This is a genomic window from Streptomyces sp. NPDC048191 (genome assembly GCF_040652655.1).
Taxonomy (GTDB): domain Bacteria; phylum Actinomycetota; class Actinomycetes; order Streptomycetales; family Streptomycetaceae; genus Streptomyces.
The window spans coordinates 49,534-69,241 of the sequence record NZ_JBEZMO010000028.1 but is presented as its reverse complement, the minus strand read 5'-3'; the positions used below and the strand labels follow the sequence as shown (position 1 = coordinate 69,241).

General features: G+C 69.1%; 15 protein-coding genes and 3 pseudogenes. 6 read left to right on the top strand and 12 right to left on the bottom strand.

All coding sequences use genetic code 11. The features are described 5' to 3' along the window. Positions 1–77: 77 nt before the first annotated feature. Together AB0D93_RS32710 and AB0D93_RS32705 are read right to left on the bottom strand one after the other, a co-directional pair. The gene (locus tag AB0D93_RS32710) at positions 78–1,664 is read right to left on the bottom strand and encodes a hypothetical protein (RefSeq protein WP_362127294.1); all 1,587 of its coding nucleotides are present in this window, start codon (positions 1,662–1,664) and stop codon (positions 78–80) included. Then, entirely contained in the window at positions 1,639–3,093 is a 1,455-nt protein-coding gene (locus tag AB0D93_RS32705) for a hypothetical protein (RefSeq protein ID WP_362127291.1), read from the bottom strand. Before AB0D93_RS32705 ends, AB0D93_RS32710 begins: the two co-directional genes overlap by 26 nt. Before the next feature lie 173 nt (positions 3,094–3,266). Between AB0D93_RS32705 and AB0D93_RS32700 the strand changes: the two genes are divergently transcribed. Then, positions 3,267–4,541, top strand: coding sequence for a glycosyltransferase (locus tag AB0D93_RS32700; RefSeq protein ID WP_362127288.1), 1,275 nt, complete (start codon positions 3,267–3,269; stop codon positions 4,539–4,541). A 17-nt stretch (positions 4,542–4,558) separates the two neighbouring features. Here the strand turns inward: AB0D93_RS32700 and AB0D93_RS32695 are convergent. From AB0D93_RS32695 to AB0D93_RS32680, 4 genes and pseudogenes are all read right to left on the bottom strand, one after another. After that, positions 4,559–4,855 (bottom strand): annotated as a pseudogene (locus AB0D93_RS32695) (zinc ribbon domain-containing protein); the annotation flags it as partial. A 110-nt stretch (positions 4,856–4,965) separates the two neighbouring features. Next, the gene (gene gmd / locus AB0D93_RS32690) at positions 4,966–6,006 is read right to left on the bottom strand and encodes a GDP-mannose 4,6-dehydratase (RefSeq protein ID WP_362127285.1); all 1,041 of its coding nucleotides are present in this window, start codon (positions 6,004–6,006) and stop codon (positions 4,966–4,968) included. 43 nt (positions 6,007–6,049) lie between these two features. Next, entirely contained in the window at positions 6,050–7,165 is a 1,116-nt protein-coding gene (locus AB0D93_RS32685; RefSeq protein ID WP_362127282.1) for a glycosyltransferase, read from the bottom strand. Next, positions 7,162–7,683 (bottom strand): putative colanic acid biosynthesis acetyltransferase, encoded by a 522-nt coding sequence (locus AB0D93_RS32680; RefSeq protein WP_362127279.1) that lies wholly within the window; start codon positions 7,681–7,683, stop codon positions 7,162–7,164. The genes AB0D93_RS32685 and AB0D93_RS32680 overlap by 4 nt, the downstream gene beginning before the upstream one ends. A 108-nt stretch (positions 7,684–7,791) precedes the next feature. On the opposite strand from AB0D93_RS32680, the gene AB0D93_RS32675 reads away from it, so the two are divergent. Next, on the top strand, positions 7,792–8,763 hold the full coding sequence (locus AB0D93_RS32675) for a GDP-L-fucose synthase (protein WP_362127276.1): 972 nt from the start codon (positions 7,792–7,794) through the stop codon (positions 8,761–8,763). Between the two features lie 31 nt (positions 8,764–8,794). On the opposite strand, the gene AB0D93_RS32670 is transcribed toward AB0D93_RS32675, so the two are convergent. Continuing rightward, a complete protein-coding gene (locus tag AB0D93_RS32670; protein WP_362127273.1) occupies positions 8,795–10,264 on the bottom strand; it encodes a sugar transferase in 1,470 nt (489 codons plus the stop codon). Between the two features lie 450 nt (positions 10,265–10,714). On the opposite strand from AB0D93_RS32670, the gene AB0D93_RS32665 reads away from it, so the two are divergent. Next, positions 10,715–11,953, top strand: a complete 1,239-nt coding sequence (locus tag AB0D93_RS32665) for a fibronectin type III domain-containing protein (RefSeq protein ID WP_362127271.1) — start codon at positions 10,715–10,717, stop codon at positions 11,951–11,953. Between the two features lie 149 nt (positions 11,954–12,102). Beyond that, positions 12,103–12,591 carry an adenylyltransferase/cytidyltransferase family protein gene (locus tag AB0D93_RS32660; RefSeq protein WP_362127268.1) on the top strand — a complete coding sequence of 163 codons (489 nt, stop codon included), beginning with the start codon at positions 12,103–12,105 and terminating at the stop codon, positions 12,589–12,591. A 66-nt stretch (positions 12,592–12,657) separates the two neighbouring features. Here AB0D93_RS32660 and AB0D93_RS32655 read toward each other — a convergent pair. Next, positions 12,658–13,102 (bottom strand): annotated as a pseudogene (locus AB0D93_RS32655) (transposase); the annotation flags it as partial. A 458-nt stretch (positions 13,103–13,560) separates the two neighbouring features. On the opposite strand from AB0D93_RS32655, the gene AB0D93_RS32650 reads away from it, so the two are divergent. Continuing rightward, complete coding sequence (locus AB0D93_RS32650) at positions 13,561–13,692, top strand: hypothetical protein (RefSeq protein ID WP_362127265.1); 132 nt, start codon at positions 13,561–13,563, stop codon at positions 13,690–13,692. Between the two features lie 174 nt (positions 13,693–13,866). Here the strand turns inward: AB0D93_RS32650 and AB0D93_RS32645 are convergent. Further along, a pseudogene (locus AB0D93_RS32645) lies at positions 13,867–14,482 on the bottom strand (transposase family protein); the annotation flags it as partial. Between the two features lie 287 nt (positions 14,483–14,769). Here AB0D93_RS32645 and AB0D93_RS32640 point away from each other — a divergent pair. Beyond that, positions 14,770–15,432 (top strand): hypothetical protein, encoded by a 663-nt coding sequence (locus tag AB0D93_RS32640; protein ID WP_362127262.1) that lies wholly within the window; start codon positions 14,770–14,772, stop codon positions 15,430–15,432. A gap of 729 nt (positions 15,433–16,161) precedes the next feature. Here AB0D93_RS32640 and AB0D93_RS32635 read toward each other — a convergent pair. The 3 genes from AB0D93_RS32635 to AB0D93_RS32625 form a co-directional block, all read right to left on the bottom strand. Then, positions 16,162–16,737 (bottom strand): transcriptional regulator, encoded by a 576-nt coding sequence (locus tag AB0D93_RS32635; RefSeq protein WP_362127380.1) that lies wholly within the window; start codon positions 16,735–16,737, stop codon positions 16,162–16,164. Positions 16,738–17,619: 882 nt separating this feature from the next. Beyond that, a complete protein-coding gene (locus tag AB0D93_RS32630; RefSeq protein ID WP_362127260.1) occupies positions 17,620–19,155 on the bottom strand; it encodes a helix-turn-helix domain-containing protein in 1,536 nt (511 codons plus the stop codon). Continuing rightward, on the bottom strand, positions 19,152–19,463 hold the full coding sequence (locus AB0D93_RS32625) for a helix-turn-helix transcriptional regulator (protein WP_362127257.1): 312 nt from the start codon (positions 19,461–19,463) through the stop codon (positions 19,152–19,154). The genes AB0D93_RS32630 and AB0D93_RS32625 overlap by 4 nt, the downstream gene beginning before the upstream one ends. Positions 19,464–19,708 lie beyond the last annotated feature (245 nt).

Below are 19,708 nucleotides of genomic sequence, written 5' to 3'. Positions count from 1 at the left end.
TCGGGGCGGGGAGGAGTGGGCGTGCTGTGGAGCGGGGCGGGGACTGTGAGCAGGTGGAAGACGGCCAGGCGGTGAGCTCAGCCCTGGGAGGCGGTGAGCGTGCTCTCCTGCACGGAGGAGTCCGGCTGCGCCTGGGAGGGCATCCCCGGTGCGGCGGGCGCCTCCCGTCGCACCGGCCGCAGGCGCTGGATCCCGAGCAGCGCGCGGCGTGGGCTGCCCGTGGCGACCACCGCGCCCACGACACGCCCGCCAGCACAGCTGAGCAGCTCGCGTACCCGCCTGAGATCGTCGCGTCTGGTCCGGTCGAGGCCGGCCACCACGAGCACGGCGTCCACGCGTTGGGCGACGGCGAGACCGTCGGTGTGTTCCAGGAGCGGACGGGTGACGACGAGGGCCGGCTGTTCAGTGGCGGACAGTACGCGCGTCACCATCGGCGCTCTCGCGATGTCGCCGGTGGCGGTGTCCGGTTGCCCGGGAACGAGCGTGAACCGCCCGGCCGTGCCGGCGTCGACGACGACGGGGCCCTCGGGGAGGCCGGCGGAGCTTTCGGTGGCGTCGCCGCTTGCGGCGCCGGCCAGCGGTAGCCGTTGTGCCAGCCCGGGAACGCATCCGGTGGCGTCCACCAGCAGTACGTCGTCGAGGTCCTCGGCGAGCGCGGCGGCGAGGTTCACCGCGGCCGCCTCGGTGTTGCGGTCTCGTTTCGGTGCCACGAGCAGCAGGGTGCCGCCCGGGGCGAGGTTCCCGCCGTGCCGCAGGCGGAAGGCGAGCGCACGGTACGTCTCCGCGCGGCCGCCTCCGGTCCGGCCGACCTCCAGCAGGTCGCCGGGCGTGCCGGCGCCCGGCAGGATTCCGAGGACGGGGGCACCCAGGGCGCCCTGGACCTCGCCGATGGAGCGGGCCCGCGGTTCCAGACCGGCGCGCAGCCAGGCGAGCCCGACGCCAAGGAGGAGACCGCCGAGCACACCGAGGCCGATGGGCGTGGCCGGTCCCGGTCCCGCGGGGTGTGCCGGGGGCGTTGCCCTGCGGACGATTTCACCGCCGGTGGTGTCGCGGGACTTGATGTCCGTGATCCGTTTCTGCAGGACGTTGATCTGGTCCAGCAGGCCCGGGTTGTCGTCCTTTTGTTTCTTCTTCTGCTCGGCCAGCTCGGTGAGTTGCTCCTGCGCGCCGCTGGTCATCCGTTTGGCGACGCCGTCGGTCCTGGCCTTGCGGTCGGCGAGGTAGGCGTCGAGGAAGGCGTTGGTCACGCGGGCCGCCCGCCGTGCGCTGCCGGCCGTGTACGCGAACCGGAGGACCTGGGTGTTCGGTGTGTAGCTCACGACCAGGTTCCTGAGCAGCGTGTCGGCGTCGGCCGGTTGGTGCAACGCCCTGGCCGCACGGCCTGCGACACCGGCGCCTACCGCCATCTGCCGCTCCGTGCCCATGCTCACCTGGTTGTCGACGGACACGCCGAACGGGCTGAACGGGTCGGTCGTCGAGCGGACGAGGACGTCACCGGCGGCGGTGTAGCTGCCCGCGCACGACAGCGCGAGCAGCAGGCCGCCGAGCAGCCCCAGAACGACACCCAGCGCGATCGTCGCGCGATACCTCAGCAGCTGGCGCAGCTGGTCGCGGAGCCGGTCCGGCTCGCTGTACCAGTCATCGAAGCTGACGGGAGAGGTCACGAATGCCTCCTGTTGCGAAGATCGGGGTGCGGTCGGGGCGCGCGGTCGGCAGGTCTGGTGCGGCGGACCGGGACGACCGGGCGGCCGAGGTGGTGAAGAGGAACGGGAGCGTCAGCAGCAGCGACAGCGGTCCCACGACGCCCATCAGGCTGCCGCGCAGGAAGATCAACTGGTAGAAGGCGAAGGCGGGCACGAGCAGCACCGCAAGCGTCGCGCCACGGCTCCGCAGCCGTTCCCGGAGGTCGTCCATGCGGCGTCCGGCCGCTCCCAGCAGGCAGAAGACGGCTGCCACGCACGGCACTCCGGCCCAGATGTAGCTCTCGATCCACAGGGGCGCCGAAAGGTTCTTGACGGTGTAGCCGGCCCACTCGGCAAGACCCACTCCGGTGTCCTGCGGTTTGCCGGGCCACACCGAGCGCGGAACCATGAACAGGGCAGGGCCGAGCGCGGCCGACGGCGTGAAGCCGGCCTGGTGCACATAGTCGATCCCGGTCTGCATCTGCTGGAAGGCGTCGTAGTCCATCTTCGTGGTGAACTGCGCGGTCAGGGACACCACATGGACCGGTCCGCGCTGGTCGTAGCGGAAGTAGTCGCTGTAGGGGAAGACGAGCAGCACGGTCACCGTGAGCGCGGCGGCCGCGAGGCGGTAGGCGCGCGGGCGGCTGAACCGGCCGGACGCGAAGAGCAGGACCAGCAGGACCGTTCCGGCCCAGAAGCGGGGCCTGCTGATCGGGTTGTTGACGATCAGGTTGAGTCCGGTCAGCGGCGGGATCAGCAGCAGACGGAGGTTGCGCAGCAACCGGTCGTTCGCCGTCGTCACACGCGGCAGGTGCACCAGGGCCGCCAGCGCCCAGAAGGCGGGGACCGACAGGGACCAGGTGGCCAGCTCACGCACCGAGTCGTTCGCGGCGCCCGACTGCTGTACCGCCTGTCTACTGGTGAAGAAGGCCTCGGCCCCTCCCAGTCGTGGGATCAGCGCGATGCCGAGCAGCAGGGCGAGGACGCTCAGCAGGAGCACGGGTACGGGCGCGAGTCTGCGGGAGAGCAGCGGTTCGAGCAGGGCGGACCGGCCGGCCGTACGCCGGCGGGCGAGTGCGGCGCCGATGCCGTAGGCGAGGAGCCCCAGTTCGGTCAGGGCGGTGGCGGCGAAGGCGGTACCGGCGTCGGCCCGGTACTCGTGGGAGTAGGTGCCGGTGGCGAGCATGGCGAGCGGTGCCAGGCCGAGCCATACGTAGGAGAAGAGCCAGAACCCGAGGGCGGCCAGCCGTACGCGGGTATCGGTGAGTACCCGGGTGAGGGCCCCGCCCGTGTGCGCCACGACGGCGCACTGCAGGGCGAATGCCGCACCGAAGTGGGCGTCGGGGACGGAGAGGACCAGCAGCGGTAGCAGGCCGACGAGGACGATGGCCCAGCCGCATACCGCAGCCATGCATCGGGCTTGACCGCCGTGCACCTGGGGCCCCCTCGTCAACACCGGATTAATACGGGCAAAATATATGAAACTGAGCACATTATTTATAGCCCACCTCGATGCCCGCTTCGGCAGAACAAGGAGGGTGTTTCACTGGAGGATTCAACGAATACGCACCATACTATGTGCAAATGTCCGAAATCCTTGTGGGTCGTCGTGTCCTTCTGGTGTCGGTCAACTACGCGCCCGAGACCACGGGAATCGCGCCCTACTCGACCGGGATCGCGGAGCATCTGACGGCCTGCGGTGCCGAGGTCGACGTGCTTGCCGGTATGCCGCACTATCCGGGCTGGCGCGTTTACGACGACTACCGGGGACAGTGGCGCACGGTGGAGCACCGGGGCGGTGTCCGGGTCCATCGCCGTCGCGGTTACGTCCCCTCGCGTCAGACCGCGCTGCGCAGGGCCGCTTACGAGGCCTGCTTCGTCGCGCACGGATCGGTCGGGCCGCCGGCCGGACGACCGGACCTGGTGCTCACCCAGATGCCCGCCCTCGCCTCAGGTGTCATCGGCGGCCGGACCGCCCGGCGCCACGGAGCACCGCACGTGGTCGTGGTGCAGGACCTCATGGGGGCCGCGGCCGCTCAGAGCGGGATCAGGGGCGGCGGTCGCGTGGCGTCCCTCGCCGCCGGCGTGGAGGCGAGGATCCTGAACTCGGCCGCCCTGGTCGGTGTGGTGCACGAGTCGTTCGTGGACCGCGTCACCGCAGCGGGTGTGCCCAGGTCGCGCGTGCGGGTCGTACCCAACTGGACGCATGTGAGGCCACCGTCCGGCGACCGCCGGACGGTGCGGGCACGGCTCGGCTGGCAGGACGAGGAGTACGTCGTGCTGCACTCCGGGAACATGGGACTCAAGCAGGGGCTGGAGGTGCTGCTCGACACCGCGCGGCTCTCGGGCCGCGACTCCCCCCGCATCCGCGTCGTGCTCATGGGAGACGGCAACCGGCGTTCGCACCTGGCGCGCCTTGCCCAGGAGTTGCCGAACGTCGACCTGCTGCCGCCCGTGAGCGAAGCGGCGTTCCCCGACGTGCTGGCCGCGGCGGACGTCCTCGCGGTCACCCAGCGGGCGTCCGTGCTGGACATGAGCCTGCCTTCCAAGCTGACGTCCTACTTCATGAGCGGCCGCCCGGTCGTGGCCTCGGTGGCCACGACCGGAGGCACGGCCAACGAGGTGCGGCGCTCGGGAGCGGGCGTGGTGGTGCGCCCGGAGGACCCCGAGGCGCTGTACGGCGCCGTCAAAGCGCTGATCCGCGATCCCGCCCGCTCGGCCACGCTGGGAGCGCGCGGCCCCGCCTACGTCCGTGCACGGCTGAGCGCGCAGGCGGGGTTGGGGCGGATCAGCGCCATGCTGTCCGAGGCACTGGCGGCGGGCCAGGGGGCGTCTTGCGGCTCAGGCGTCCGCCCTTGACTTCCGCTCCACCGCCCTTAAAAAGCGGGGATTCCTACCACGGTCGGATGACCGTCTCGGTGGGTTCCTGCTTCAACGCGCTGCGCCGGTACGAGTACCGGTCTTACCTGCGCTCCACGGGCTGACACGGCCAGTCCGGCCGCCTTGGCGAGGTTGACCGCCGCGTTGATGTCCCGGTCCCGGACGGTCCCGCAGGCCCCACACGTCCATATGCGGATGTGGAGGGGCTTGGGACCGTCCTTGACGCCGCAGGCCGAGCAGACCTGAGAGGTCGGCTCGAACCGGCCGATGCGATGGAAGGAGCGGCCGAACTTGGCCTAAGGATTCGCTTCCTCCTCGGGCTGAAGCCCCGGGCACTGCGCATGATGCCGGTAGCAGCGGGCCCCGGCGACGCCGGGCTGATCCGGAAGGCACCCCGCGCCGGTCATCGCACGGCCAGCGCGGGAAGATCGGCCGGGGTGGCCTGGCCACCGGGCCCGAGGACGTGCCGGAGGGCGCCGAGTTCCGAGTCGACCATAAGGCGGGCCAGTTCCGGAGTGTGCACTCGCGCACGCCAGCCCAGGACCCGCTCGGCCTTGCCGGCGTCACCGACCAGGTCGTCGACCTCGGTCGGACGCAGATAGCGATCATCGAAGCGCACATGCTCGCGCCAGTCCAGGTCCACGTGGGCGAAGCACTGTTCGACGAAGTCACGCACGCTGTAGCTGGTGCCGGTGGCGACCACGTAGTCGTCCGGCTCGTCCTGCTGCAGCATCAGCCACATCGCCTCCACGTACTCGGCGGCGTAGCCCCAGTCCCGGCGGGCGTCGAGGTTGCCGAGGTGGACGACGTCCTGCAGGCCGGCCTTGATCCGGGCGGCGGCCGCGGCGACCTTCCGGGTCACGAACGTGGGCCCGCGGCGGGGCGACTCGTGGTTGAACAGGATGCCGTTGACGGCGTACAGCCCGTATGCCTCACGGTAGTTACGGGTGATCCAGTACGCGTACACCTTCGCCGCCCCGTAGGGCGAGCGGGGGTGGAAGGGGGTGCGTTCGTGCTGGGGTGGCGGTTCCGCGCCGAACATCTCCGAGCTGGACGCCTGGTAGAAGCGGCAGGGAAGTCCCGTTCTCCTGATGGCCTCCAGCAGCCGCGTGGTGCCGAGGCCCGTCGTGTCACCGGTGAACTCGGGTTCGTCGAACGAGACCCGTACATGGGACTGGGCCGCCAGGTGGTAGACCTCGTCCGGTTGTACCTGTTCCAGCAGCCCGGCGATCCGGGTGCCGTCGCTGAGGTCGCCGTAGTGCAGGAACAGCCGCGTTCCGGGGTCGTGCGGATCGCGGTAGAGGTGCTCGATGCGCTGGGTGTTGAAGGTGGAGGCACGACGTACGACGCCGTGCACCCGGTAGCCCTTCTGCAGCAGCAACTCCGCGAGGTACGACCCGTCCTGGCCCGTGATACCCGTGATGAGCGCTGTCTTGACAGTCACCCGCTCTCCTTAGTTTGGAACAGTTGGTCCGACAGCCGGGGCGTCAGAGATGCCGATAGAACGTTTCGAGCCGGTCCGCGACCGCGTGGATGGAGAACGCCTCCGCGACGGCCCGGTGCCCCTCTTTCACCAGTGCCTGGCGCTTGTTCTCGTCGCCCAGCAGCTCGCACACCGCGTCGGCGAGGGCCTGCCGACTGCCGTCGGTCACCATCGCCGCCCCGCGGCGGGCGAGTTCGTCCGCTATACCGCAGGTGTCCGTGCAGACCACGGGCGTGCCGCTGGAGAGGGCCTCGAGGACGGTCATGGGAAAGGGCTCGTCGACGCTCGGCAGCACGTACACGGCCGCCGTGGCGTAGGCGCGCACCGCCTCGGCGTGCTGGAGCGCTCCGCCGTAGGTGACGATGTCCTGGAGTCCGAGGTCGAAGATGAGCTGCCGCACCAGGGGCAGCGAACCCTCGTCCGCCCCGTAGAGGGCGAACCGTGCCTCGGGGAACCTGCGGTGCACCAGCGCGGCCAACTCGACGAACGCCTCGGGCCGCTTGCGCGGGTGGAGGCGGGCGAGGAAGATCACCTGCGGGTGGCCCCCGTGGCGCCTGTCCGTGCCGCCGCCCCCTTGTGGGCGTACTCCGTTGGGCAGGACGAGAAGCGGCGGGCCGTGCGGGCCGACGACCTCGGCCACGGCCCGCTGCTCCCGCTCGGTGAGCACCAGGCAGCCGCGCGCGCGGCGCAACAGGGGTACGTAGAGGCGGTCGAAGAGGCGGACGGCGGCCGCGCGCCGGGGCTCGACCATGCCATGCGTCTGGGTCAGGAACCTCTTGCGACGCAGCACGGTCACGGCGAGCGCGGTCAGGGAGACGAGGTCGCGGCCGGCGTGGATGTGCACCACGTCGGCCTTGCCCGTGGCGCGCCACAGGTCCCCGACGAGGAGCGGGTGCATCAGCCCCGTGAAGCGCCCAGGGAGCAGACGGCGCGCCGGGCGGGTCCGCAGCGGCACCGAGCCGATGCGCCCCGGGGGCCGCGATCCTCCCCGCCACAGGGACACCAACGACACCTCGTGGCCCCGTGCGACGCACTCCTCCAGCTGCCCGGTGGCCACGCTGGTGGGGCCGCCGTAGGCTCCGTCGTCGCTGACGAGCGTCACCACGTGCAGCACTCTCATGCCACGGCTCCCGTCGTGAGGACCGCGCCGGGGCCGACGTCGCGGTGGGCGACGGCTGCGGCGCCCACCACGGCGCCGGGGCCGATGGTGACGCCGCGCAGCACGACGGCCCGCGCCGCGACCCAAGCGCCGGCCTCCAGCCGTACGGGGCCGTTGTCGAACTCGAACGTGCGGCTGCGGTGCTGGTGGCTTCCGGTGCACAACAGCGCGCCCTGGGAGACGCACACGTCGTTGCCGATGGTGATCTGCTCGAGGTTCAGTAGCCAGGCGTCCTCGCCGATCCACACGTCGTCGCCGACGTCCAGACGCCAGGGCCAGTGCACTCTGACCCGGTGACGGATCAGTACCCGTCGCCCGATCCGGGCGCCGAAGACCCGCAGCACGGCCGGCCGCCAGCGGGCCGGGAACCACCACTTGACGAAGGCGAGATGCAGGACGGCGAACCAGGCCGCCTGGACGAGCAGGGGGCGCCCCTTGTCGTAGCCGGCTCCGGAGAACCCGAGCAGGGAACGGTCCATGACAGTGGGCGCCCTTCTTGAAGTCGCTTATTTGCGGCTTTTGTTATTTTCCACGGATTGATGGAGCAATCCTGCACATAAGGTCGTGTTGCTGGCAGACTCGGCCATATGGAAGAACTGCTTGCCGCACACTCGCGGGTGTACGTCGCCGGCCACCGGGGTCTTGTCGGCTCCGCGGTGGCCCGGCGCCTGACGGCCGACGGGCATGAGGTCCTCGCTCGGACCCGGGCCCAACTCGACCTGCGCGACCCGACCGCCACCGCAGCCTTTCTGCGCGACGCCCGGCCGGACGCGGTCGTCCTCGCCGCGGCCAGGGTGGGCGGCATCATGGCCAACAGCACGTATCCGGTGCAGTTCATCGAGGACAACCTGCGCATCCAGTTGAACGTGATCTCCGCGGCCCATGACGCCGGGGTACGGCGCCTGCTGTTTTTGGGGTCGTCCTGCATCTACCCGCGGCTCGCACCGCAGCCCATCCGTGAAGAGGCCCTGCTCACGGGCCCCTTGGAGGAGACCAACCAACCCTACGCACTGGCCAAGATCGCGGGCATCGTCCAGGTCCAGTCCTACCGGCACCAGTACGGCGCCTCCTACATCTGCGCGATGCCGACCAATCTCTACGGCGCGGGCGACAACTTCGACCTGGACTCCTCGCACGTCCTGCCGGCCCTGGTCCGCCGCTTCCACGAGGCGAAGCTGGAGCGGCTCGACGAGGTCGTGCTGTGGGGCAGCGGCACACCGCGCCGCGAGTTCCTGCACGTCGACGATCTCGCCGATGCGTGTGTGACGTTGCTGCGGCACTATGACGGCGACAAGCCGGTCAACGTCGGCCGGGGCGAGGACCTGACGATCCGTGAACTGGCCGAAACCGTCCGGGAGGTCGTCGGCTTCAAGGGGCGTATCGGCTTCGATCCGGCCAAGCCCGACGGCACACCGCGCAAGCTGCTGGACGTCTCCCGCATGACCGCCCTCGGCTGGCATCCGCGGATCGGCCTGCGGGACGGCATCGCGGCCACCTACGCCTCATGGCTGGCCTCGGCCCAGCCGCGGACCGCGGCCTCGCCGGCAGTCCGCGCTTGAGAGCCTGAGGTCTGTTCACAGGCTCTCAGGCTCAGTACGCCCCGCGTCCGTCCAGCACGGCGCGCACCGTGCGGGCCATGACGCTCACGTCCCACGTCCACGACCAATTGTCCACGTACCGCAGGTCGAGCGAGACGGTCTCGTGCCAGGACAGGTCGGACCGTCCGCTCACCTGCCACAAGCCGGTCAGGCCCGGCTTGACGCTCAGCCTGCGCATCTCCACCTGGTCGTAGCGGGCCACCTCCTCCGGGAGCGGCGGGCGCGGGCCGACCAACGACATGTGGCCGAGCAGGACGTTGACCAGCTGCGGCAGCTCGTCGAGGGAGTACCTGCGCAGGAAGCGGCCCACGCCGGTGACGCGCGGGTCGCGGCGCAACTTGAACATGTGCCCGTCGTTCTCGTTGGCCGCCTCCAGCGCGCTTTTCAGCCGGTCCGCATCCACCACCATCGTGCGGAACTTCCACATGGGGAACGGAACGCCGTCCCTGCCCACCCGCGTCTGGCGGTAGAAGACCGGACCGGGTGAGCCCAGACGGACGGCCACGGCGAGGGCGGCGAACAACGGACCGAGAGCACCGAGGAGCAGGAGAGCGCCCAACCGGTCCATGGCGGCCTTCAGGACGGTCTGCGCACCGTAGCGGTGAGGCGGTGCGATGTGCAGCAGGGTGAGTCCGGCCGCCGACGCGAGCCGGACCCGGTGACGGGCCACCTCGACGATGCCGGGCAGCACCATCAGCGGACATCCCCGGTCGTGCAGCGCCCAGGACAGGCGCCGCAGCCGGTCCCCGCACAGGTGCCGGCCCGGGGCCACGAAGACCAGGTCGGCACCGAGCTCCCGGGCCGCCTCGGCCACGGCCGCATCCTCGGCGGGACCGTCGCCCTCGTCGACCCCGAGCCGGAGACAGACCGGCACGCCGGACGGCACCTCGCCCTCCCCCACCGCGCAGGACCCCACGACGACGTATTCGTGGTCCGTACGCCGGGCGAGCTGCCCGATGACACCCTCCACCGTCTCGGCCTCCCCGACGACGAGCACATGCCGCAGGCCGCGGGCGGCCCGGCGGGCGGCCCGCAGGTGACGGTGGATCAGCCGGCGGGCGGCGACGGCGACGACGAGCGCCGGAAGCAGCGCGGCGACCGCTCTGGCAGACACGCCGCCCAGGCCGCACACTGTACGCACCACCGCCAGGATGCCGAGCAGCACCAGCCAGTCCCGGAACACCGGCCCGATGGGCCCGCCCTCGCCCCAGACCCAATGGGCATAACGCTTGCCGGCCCATCCCACAAGCAGCCAGCTGGCGGTGGCTACCGCCGTCTGGTGCATGGCGTGGACTTCCCCCAGCGCGCACAGGGTCGTCGCCACCGGCAGCGCCGTCGCCACGGTGTCGGCGCACACCGCGACGAGCGCGCACCACCAGGTCCTCGGTTCCGTACGTGAGACGGGCTGGGGCAGCGGGGCCGTGGCCCCCCGCCGTGATGCCGCGGTTCTGAACCGTTGCATGACTCTCCCTGGTACCGGGACGAAGGGGCCGAGGCGGTCGCGGACCCCCGCGCGTTCCTTCGGCAGTTCGTGTGGTGAACATCCGTCCGCCGCCGGGCGTCTCACATTTGCATGAGTGAGCTGTCATCGAGCTCTACGACTCCTCTTCCTAGGCCATTCGGGCTTCAACGAGGGCCGGAGGAGTGAAGCGCGTGCCGTCACGATGGGAAGGCAACCCGGGGCTCGTGCACCTGACGAGTCGTCATATATCCGCCTGGGGGCGCGCCGAGCACAGGTTACCTCCAGAAGGAGGCATCGGGAGGCAGGCGAAGCGGAGCAGCGTGACACAGTGCCCTAATTCGGATAAAAGGTGCATAACCTACTAGCCAGATTAAGTGACCCTGATGCTCGACCCGACCACGACGACGCGGCCGGCCGGACATCGGATCCCGGGGCTCTGGAGGAGCTGCCATGAGGAGCACGACGAGGATCGTCACCACGGCTTCCGCGGTGGTTCTCTTCGCGACCTCGACGCTCACCACCGCCTTCGGCGCGCAAACCCGCGACGAAAACACCCTGCCCGCCGTCCCCTTGGCGACATGGCAGACGGACGGCATCGTCTGGTCGGTCACGTACGCACACGGTGTCGTGTACGTCAGGGGCACCTTCGACAACGTCCGGCCGCCTGGTGCGGCGCCCGGCGAGAAGGACGTCGCCCGCAAGAACTTCGCGGCGTTCGACGCCGTTACCGGCAAGCTGCTGCCGTGTGCGCACTCCTTCACACAGGGCGAGGGGACCGTACGGACCCTGAAGGCGACCCGCGACGGCAGAGTCCTGTACGCCGACGGATCGTTCGGCAAGGTCGAACACACCCGGGTGGCCAGCGCGGTCGCGCTCAACACCGCCGACTGCTCGCTGCGCGGGGATTTCCGCCCCGCTGTCGCGGGCCCCGTGCGGGCCATCGAGCCCACCGACACCGCCGTATACCTGGGGGGTGGTGACTTCACGGTCGTGGACGGCAAGACCAGAAAGCGCATCGCGTCGTTCCGCCGGAATGGCGCACTGCTGCCGTTCAGAGCGGACATCGACGAGCCGGTACGCGTCATCCTGGTCGTACCCGACCGGGCAAGGGTGACGGTCGGCGGCGACTTCCACCACGTCAGCGGGAAGCCGGACCAGTCACTGGCCCGGTTGAACTCGACGACCGGTTCGACCGTGACCTCCTTCCCCGACTGGCTGCCGGAGAGGTCGTCGGTGACCTCACCGGCACGCACCGGCAACCGCTTCCACCTGGGAGCCCAAGGCAAGGGGACAGGCAACTTCGACAGTCGTATCGCCGGCCGCCTGCCCGACGGCAAGATGATCTGGAAGGACACATGCCTGGGTGCCACCCGGGCCGTCGTCGTGTACAAGGGCGTCCTCTACAGCGCGTCCCATGCGTACTACTGCGGTCAGACACCAGGGGGCTGGTTCCCCGACACCGATGACGGGATCGGGGAGAGAATCGGCCCCCGGGCACTGGTGATGGCCGGCAAGGTCCCCCGGGCAGCGCCGCAAACGGCTCCCCCGCTCATGGGCGAGACCTCTCGCGCGGGCAAAGCCACGCTCACCTGGCGTGCCGCGTGGGACAGGGACAACGTCGAACTGACGTATCTGCTCTACCGGGACGGTGTCCTCGTGGTCACGCCGAAGCAGCGGTCGGCCGAGTGACACCGTCCGGAAATGACGTACACGCACTCCGTCGCTCCCGGCTCTCGTCATCGCCACACGATCGCCGTCACCGACGAACAGAACACGACGCCCCAATCGGAGCCGCTCACAGTGACCACGGCCGCCGAAAAGAAACCGACGGGAGAACGATGATGGGAGAACGCCTGGGGTACGCGCCGGGGGTTTTCGACCTCTTCCACGTGGGACACCTCAACATCCTGCGCCAGGCCCGGGAACACTGCGACCGGCTCATCGCCGGCGTCTGCTCCGACGAGCTGGTGGTGCGGCTGAAGGGCAGACCGCCCGTAGTGCCGCTCGCCGAGCGGCTGGACATCGTGCGCAGCGTTCGCTACGTCGACGAGACCTTCGTCGCCACCGTCGACGACAAGCTCGAGATCTGGAAGGAGGTGGGCTTCGACGTCATTTTCAAGGGGGACGACTGGCGCGGTACGAAACTGTGGAGCACCCTCGAGAGCGAGTTCTCACGACTGGGCGTGGACGTCGTCTTCTTCTCCTATACGGCACACACGTCAAGCACGATGCTGCGCCGTGCGCTCGGACTCCTTTCCCCACGCACTCCCACCGAGCTGCCGGAGGGCAACCTCGCCGCGCCGCTTCACGTGGCCGGCGGCGGCTGAAGCGCTGTCGCGGGGTCTGTCCAATCCACGGCCCTGTCTCACATTCGGTGGTAACGAAGCGTGCCGCTATCCGAGGAGGATGCGGTGGCGAAGAAGGGAGAAGCCTGCTCGTCCGTGCATCTGACGCGCAATCCGCTTGGTCTTGCTGTTGACGCCTTCGGTTGGAGCCGTTGCCATACGGAAGTGTGAGCGCGGCGATCACGGCGTCGCCGTCTCGATCGAGGCCCCGGGTGAAGGCGTGCAGGTGAGGAAGATCGACTGCGCGGACCTGGATGATCCAGCGCGAGACCCCCTCGGCATTCCCTGCGCAAGGGGTCAGGAGTTCGGCGAAGTCGCCGACAACAGAGGCCAGTTGGGCTCGGGGGCCGGCTGCGGTGATTCGGACCTGCAGCTCGCATTGCTCGGCCTTGAGTATGTCGGGCCTGGTGAGGATCACCGGGCGAGCCGGCGCGGGGGAGATATGGCTGCATTCGGCATCCGCGCGGCCCTGGTTGATGTACTTGTGCAGGAGGCCTTGCCACGCGGCTGGCGCGCGAGTACGTCAGCAGCGAACGCAGCCGGCAGCGCGCCGTGACCGAAGCCCGCACGGTGGTGACGGCGTCGTCATACACGCGGCCGCCCGGGGCAACCAGGTCGCGGGGTCTGTGCAAGCCCGGACGCGACCAGCGAGGAATGCGCCCGCTTCGAGGCACGGTCATCGTTTTCTCAGCCGGTGAACCGAGGGGAAGGCGTCCCCCACAGGGTGGGCCGATCGGTGGGTGCTCGGCGCGGGGATGCCAGCGATGATTACCGGCAGGTTGACCTTGAGGCCCCGGAGCGTCGTCGAGGCCTTGAGAGCCCTGTCCTGTCCTGTCCTGTCCTGTCCTGCGAATCGAAGCGTGTGTGAGCCCCCCAGGGGGCGCTCACCACCTCCCTCTCCCCCCTGCTGCCACAGCCCCCGAGAACAGCACTACAGAAAGGAGACCAGCAATGATCACCATGGACCTCTTCGCCGGGTTCGACATCCACGTCGACGCGGACGAGATCACCACCGACCTGCCCACCGACGACCTGGGCTACTGGAGCCCTGGCTGCACCCAATCCGTGCGCGCCCTCAACTAGGGCCTGCGTGATGTTGTGATCAACCACTTGTCTTCAGGGGGTCGTTGATCCAGATCATCGAGGCACGGAGGTGGAGGCCGACGAGATAGCTCTCGGGAGTTTGTTGTGTCGAGTCGCGATGCCCCGCCAGGTCTTCAGCTTGTTGAACAACGCTTCAGGTCAATACACCTAGGCCGCGAAGCCGTCACGGCAACACGACCTCAACGCCCGGATGCTCACGCAACCAAGCTTCCAGCGTGTCGGCGATGCAGTCGGGCAGCACGTCCATGCGCTCATGGGTCCCGGCGTCGATCACCACGGTGGCACAACGGCGCCGCCGGCGCAGAGCGAAGTCGTCGACGCCGATCACGCGGGGCGTCCTCCCGATGGGCAACGGGATGCGCAGCACGGCGCGCAGGACCGTGCGGCGAGACAGACCCGCCACGAGTATCGCCAGCAAACGTGATCCTGCCCGACCCCCCAACCCCTAGACCACAGCCTTGACTTGCCTGGCCAGACGCGCCGCGCGCCGCTGGTAACACTCCAGCACTCCAGGCATCTGCTCGCGGAAGTTCTACCGACGGCCGCCAGTGGGACACACCAAGCGGCGCACCCGCACCCGGACCACCACCCGGCGTCCGTCGACCGGCACATCGGCCACCGTCCGCAGGTGAAATCCGTGCACACGCCCCGACGACACCCGGCACACCGGACACACCGCGGTGCCCGGCGGAGTCTGGGCCCGCACCACGATCCGCTCACCCTCGTCGGCCACATCCACTACGACCAGCAGGAAAAGCTTCGAAAACACCGTCTGTACAAGCCCGTTGACATCCCTCACTCAACGACCCTCAGGACACTCCGAACCATCCTGCTTCGCCCTCTGTCGGGACGCGAGGACCTCCGGGTCCCGACACCTGCACAACGGTCATTCACTGTCGTGTTCAGTTCACGCGTAAGGGCCTTTTACACAGTGCACTTTCTTCCGGGTATTCGTCGGCCTGTGTGCGATTGTCGTCGCGAACCTCAGGCGGCTGCGGTCTGGCAGTGGGCCAGGCGGCGGATGAAGCTCGCCGATTTATGCCCAGGAGGCCGTTGATGCAAGGCATACAGACCCGGAAGCGGGCCAGACACGTGGTGCCTTTGGTCGCGGCTGGGTTTGCGGTAGTGGCGGCGGTGGCCGCGCCGGCGACGGCGTCGCCCACACGGCAGGACATCGTGAGGGACTGCAACTCGGGTGTCGGTAAATGCACCTTCACACCGAATATCGTGGGCAAGGTCTACAAGACCCCGCTCACGATAGTCCCCGGCATGGCGGCCAACTGTTCCTACGAGCTACGCAAGTACACCAAAAGCTGGACACACAAGGCCAGCACCACGTCCGCTACAGGCGTCACCCTCGGCGCGCAGGGCGCGGACATCGTCAAATCCGCTCTCCCGGCGAAGGATCGCACTGCCTGGACCACAAGCGTCTCCCGCCAGGAGGGCTACCCGTTCCTCCTTCGGCCCGGTCAGGCAGCGTACGTCGTGGAGAGCCAGTTGATGCAGGCGGTGCACGGCACGTGGAAGACCCACTACGACGACCCGCACTGGGGTCATTACTTCTGGTCCGTCAACGACACAATCACCCACCCCGTCAAGGAAGGAACGGACGGCATGCACAGCACGTTCGACATAAGGCTGCACTGGATGAACGAGAGCGAGCAGATCGCCTGCTTGCGTGGGGCGTACAGAGACGTCCGCGGCCTCCCGATGGGTTGATCCGCGTCCGTCATTGCTCCGACTTCAGATGCCCGAGTTCGACAGTTGATGGGCATGCGACGGTGGCGGATCTGCGGGCTGACATGCAGCGATGGGCATGAGGAGGCTCCGGGGCCACCCACAGCTCCGGGAGCCTTGTCGGTCAGTGCCCGGAAGGTGATCGCGCCCTGGCCAGTGCGCAGCGTCGCGCTGTATGGCTTGGCGGCCTTCACCGGGTCGAAGACCGGTATCCCCTTGAAGTTGTCTGCGGGAACGGCCGGCGTGTAGGTGCAGGCGGCCGACGGTGCGGCAGGGGGAGGATTGCCGGCTGCGGCCTGCGTCGCGGTGCCGAGGAGGAGCAGGGCGGAGGCGGCCAGCAGCGCGCTTGGCTTACGGAGCACGAGACGGTTCCCTTCGGTCAGCACCGTATGGGTATGTCATGGCCGCCTCATCCTGCCCGCTCCGTCGTCCGGGTGAAGCCCCTGCTCCGGGCACCGTCAACTCGGGCGGGCGGCGCCACTGCAAGCCGAGTGCGTGGAACAGGTCGCGGTGGAGGGCCGGGCCCGGAACGGTCGGCGGGTTCAGCCCTGCAGAGTGCCTCCGGCCGGGTGGACGGTCCAGCCGAGCAGGCCCTCGACTTCGAACGCCGCCGGCAGGTTCTGGGCCCAGCCGCCCAGCACAGGCAGCTCCATGGCGCGTGCCGCGCGCAGGACGTTCAGCAGCGGCAGGATCCCAGGCCGTTTGCTGACGTCAGGCAGCGAATCCGATGGTGGTGACGTACTCGTATTGACCCCATTGGGAGCCGAGGTCCACTGCCGCATCGTTGACCCAGGCGTTATCCAGGGCCTCATCGTTGTCGTCGGCCCAGGCCTCGACGATCCGATCCCAGTGGCGCACGTTGAGTGTGCGCAACGATACGGCGCGCTGGCGTGGGCGCGGCACCTGGGACTGGTTGAGCGGGTGGAACTCCACGCGCGTTCCACGGCCTTGGCGGTTCAAGCGGGCGAGCAGGTACCTGGCCACGTTGTGACGGCGTAGGGTGCGGTAGGCGATCTCGATGGCCTGCAGGTTTCGCTTCGACGGTCTGCGCCTGCCGGCCAGCCAGGCAGTCAGGGTCCGGTCCGTGACGGTGAGGCCGGCCTCACGGGCCGCCTGACGGGCATGGTCGGTTCGGGTGAGGTAGTGCAGCCGTGCGAGCAGGCCGCGGCGCTGCGTGATGGGGGTGGCGATGAAGTTGGCGAGCGCATCGAGCTGACGCGCCACAGCTTCGTGCCCCTTGATACCGCTGGCCCCGAATGCGCCGAACTCGATATTCCTATCCGGCACCTTCTCCCCCTCGCTTTGCGGCTCATTGACGGGCACTCACCATTCTCATTTCCAACGCACGGCAATCCTACCGCATTTGCGGTGGCGGAAATCCCCACCGTCTCGAAATTCCGAGCCGGAGTCCGGCAGGTGCCACCCTGCCGGACTCAGAGGTGATTCTCATCAGGTGTCGCCCTCCGTATGGATCGTCGGCCCCGGTGCGGGCGGCGTCCCCGGCCCGCGCAGAGCCTTCCGGCCGGGCGACGGCATCCGACACCCTCCACGGGACAATTCCCGGAGCGTTCCTGGCGACCGGCCCTATCGCGTCGTGGTCGCCGCACTGGAGCTCTTGCCACAGATCAATAGGCGCAGAGTTCGACTCCGGTGCTCCTGGCGGGCACCGTGTCCACGACGATCGCAGCGATGGCAAAGAGGGGCGGACGCCGTCACCCTCACGGGCAGCAGCGGTTCCGCCGCGCTCCCTGCCGGATGAAGGGCCGGTGCCCCGGGCTGCGGCCGGCCATTGCCTGCCGCGCTTTGCGGATCACGACTGTTTGGGACCGCACCCGCTCCTGGCCTCGGCGCGGGCAGTCCCCGTCCCGTCCCAGAACCCCAACGGGGCGCTTCAGCCGCCACGCGGTGAGAACCCGCGCGCCTCCTGGACAGGGCACTGGCCGCCGGCCTGGCACAGTAGCCACGACTCCAAGGCCGTGCAGGGCAGTTCGGCTGCGAGCATGCGAAGAGCGCCACAACGCCACGGCACAGCCATTCCAGTGGAGGTCTACCACCTGCGACCTGGACGATCTGCTGACCAGGCTTGGCCGACACACTCGATCGGCACGAAGAAACCTCCGCCCGCCTCACCGCGTGATCACCCCTCAATGGACTTCGAGGGCCGACCACCTAGTTCGGCGTGTCGGGAGTGCCGACGGTGTAGATGTCCTTGACCTTCACCTCGGTCACGCCGCGGCCCTCGACGAACACCGCGCGCCAGTCGCCGATGACGTGGAGTTCGTCAGTGCCCATCGCCCGGACGACCATCAGAGCTTCCTCGTAGGCGCGGTGGGCCTTCCACCACAGGTTCGCAAATGCCTGCGAGCGGATCAGGTGCATCCAGTCGGTGCGGTACAGCTCCCGGTTGTAGTTCGATTCCCCCAGCGTGGAGACGAACTTGGAGTACATGGCCTTGACGTACTCCAGCGTCACCTCATCACCCTGGTCGATCGCCTGGTCCCGGGCGTCCTTCAGCTGGACTCGGAACTTCTCCAGCAGGCCCTCCGTGGCCCCGGACGTCCATGACTCGTGGATCACCGGCGGCTCGCACAGGCCGTACTTCGGGCCCGAGATCCGCAGCAGCAGGCGCAGGGTCGGTTCGGTCACCCACAGCGGGCCCGGCTCGTCCCGGCTGCCGACCGGATTGGGCAGACAGGCGTCGTGTTCCCAGGGAGGCGGGGTGATCAGATGCACGCCGGCGCGGCGCCGGTCGTGGTGATTGCCGGTGGAGTGCTCCAGTTGGCCGATCGGCAGGTGCGTCTTGAGCGCGCTCAGATAGGCGCCGTTGATGTCGAGAGCAGTCACCTCATGCTCCCCGGGTGGCAGTTCGGGACGTGCCCACTTGGGGCGGGCCTCCCAGATCTGGTCCGCGCCCCGGGAGGAGGGCTTGTGCAGGACCTCGGGCAGCCACGGATGCGCGATGACCTCGTACCGGCCGCCCTTGCGGCTGTGGTCCAGCAAGGCCATCGCGTCCGGGATCGCCCGCCTCACCAGGGCGTTGGTCGCCGCCTGAACATCACCGGAATGCTCGGTGAGCGCGGCTGCGACGGCGGAGGCGATCAGGTCCGGCGTGTCGGCGCTCTTCAGCCGGCGGCCGGCCGGCACCACCCTGACCCCGCGTCCCTGGTGCCCAGGCCGGCCGGCGGGTTGCCGACGCCGGGAATTGCCCGTCGGGGCCTGCTCCTCCTGCACGGCCGCGGGCCCGATCGTGGGCGCAGGCTCGGCGGTGCCGCAGCCGACGGGATCCAGGTGCTGGGGGAATCCTGCGACCTGGTGGCGGGCGGGCTGCCCGCACAGCACGCACGGCCTGGGCACGGTGAGCGTGTCGACATCGTCGTCCTGGTCCACTGCGTGCTCGGCCTGTGCGGGCTCCTCTTCTCCCGGCTCGTCGGCCGGCACGTGCTCGGACACCGCCGTCGCTTCGGCCGCCAGTTTCGACTTCGCTTCCTTGAGGAAGTACGCGTACTTCTCCCGCACATCGCCAGTGGGGTCCCGTCCCGCCTCCCAGCCGCCGACCGTGGAGGGGCTGACACCCAGAGCCTGAGCAAGCCGGCTACGTGAGAGGTTCAGCTCTTCGCGCAGGGCGCGCCGTTCCCCGGCGGGTGGCAGTGGGACCTCCTTCTTGGCCCCCGCCAGGAGTGCGTCGATCGCACCGAAGTCCGTCACCGAGCGCCTCCTTCGACGGCTACAGGACGTTGGGTGTTGCCCCGGTGGCCAGGAACGCGGCGCCGGCCGGCGGGCAACGCCTCCGCCGCCCGGGTCGGGCCCGCTAGAAGATCAAGAACATCGATCCCGTAGTGCGCCGCGACCGCGTCGCAGTCAGCCAGGCTCCACGCCGCCGTACCGGACTGACGCCGGCTCACCTGCGCCTGGCTCACCCCCAGAGCAGCGGCGAGACCGGTCTGCGACTCACCGGCCGCATGCAAGAGCGCCGCCACCGCCGACCGTACCCGCTCCTCCAAACCCATGCCCATGGCGCAGACTCTAACACCAACCAAGCATCATCTATGCGTATTTCGCATCATGACCTGGAGGCTGCCCCGACCAGAACCCGGCTATCACCCCTTCGAGTCCTCACTCCCCCGATCCACACACCACAAGGCCCCGCCCAACCACCACGGAGGCAAGCAAGCAGACGAGCAGGACCGGTCAGAGCCGCCGGCTCAGCAGGTATCCAGCGCACGTTCAGGCGAAGGAGAGTGTGTCGAGTCGATCGAGG

Coding starts and splice junctions, on each gene's coding strand:
- AB0D93_RS32660 (WP_362127268.1), top strand. CDS start 12,103: ATGATGGGAGAACGCCTGGGGTACGCGCCGGGGGTTTTCGACCTCTTC.
- AB0D93_RS32640 (WP_362127262.1), top strand. CDS start 14,770: ATGCAAGGCATACAGACCCGGAAGCGGGCCAGACACGTGGTGCCTTTG.
- AB0D93_RS32665 (WP_362127271.1), top strand. CDS start 10,715: ATGAGGAGCACGACGAGGATCGTCACCACGGCTTCCGCGGTGGTTCTC.
- AB0D93_RS32685 (WP_362127282.1), bottom strand. CDS start 7,165: ATGAGAGTGCTGCACGTGGTGACGCTCGTCAGCGACGACGGAGCCTAC.
- AB0D93_RS32680 (WP_362127279.1), bottom strand. CDS start 7,683: ATGGACCGTTCCCTGCTCGGGTTCTCCGGAGCCGGCTACGACAAGGGG.
- AB0D93_RS32675 (WP_362127276.1), top strand. CDS start 7,792: ATGGAAGAACTGCTTGCCGCACACTCGCGGGTGTACGTCGCCGGCCAC.
- AB0D93_RS32670 (WP_362127273.1), bottom strand. CDS start 10,264: ATGCAACGGTTCAGAACCGCGGCATCACGGCGGGGGGCCACGGCCCCG.
- AB0D93_RS32650 (WP_362127265.1), top strand. CDS start 13,561: ATGATCACCATGGACCTCTTCGCCGGGTTCGACATCCACGTCGACGCG.
- AB0D93_RS32700 (WP_362127288.1), top strand. CDS start 3,267: ATGTCCGAAATCCTTGTGGGTCGTCGTGTCCTTCTGGTGTCGGTCAAC.
- AB0D93_RS32625 (WP_362127257.1), bottom strand. CDS start 19,463: ATGGGCATGGGTTTGGAGGAGCGGGTACGGTCGGCGGTGGCGGCGCTC.
- AB0D93_RS32705 (WP_362127291.1), bottom strand. CDS start 3,093: ATGGCTGCGGTATGCGGCTGGGCCATCGTCCTCGTCGGCCTGCTACCG.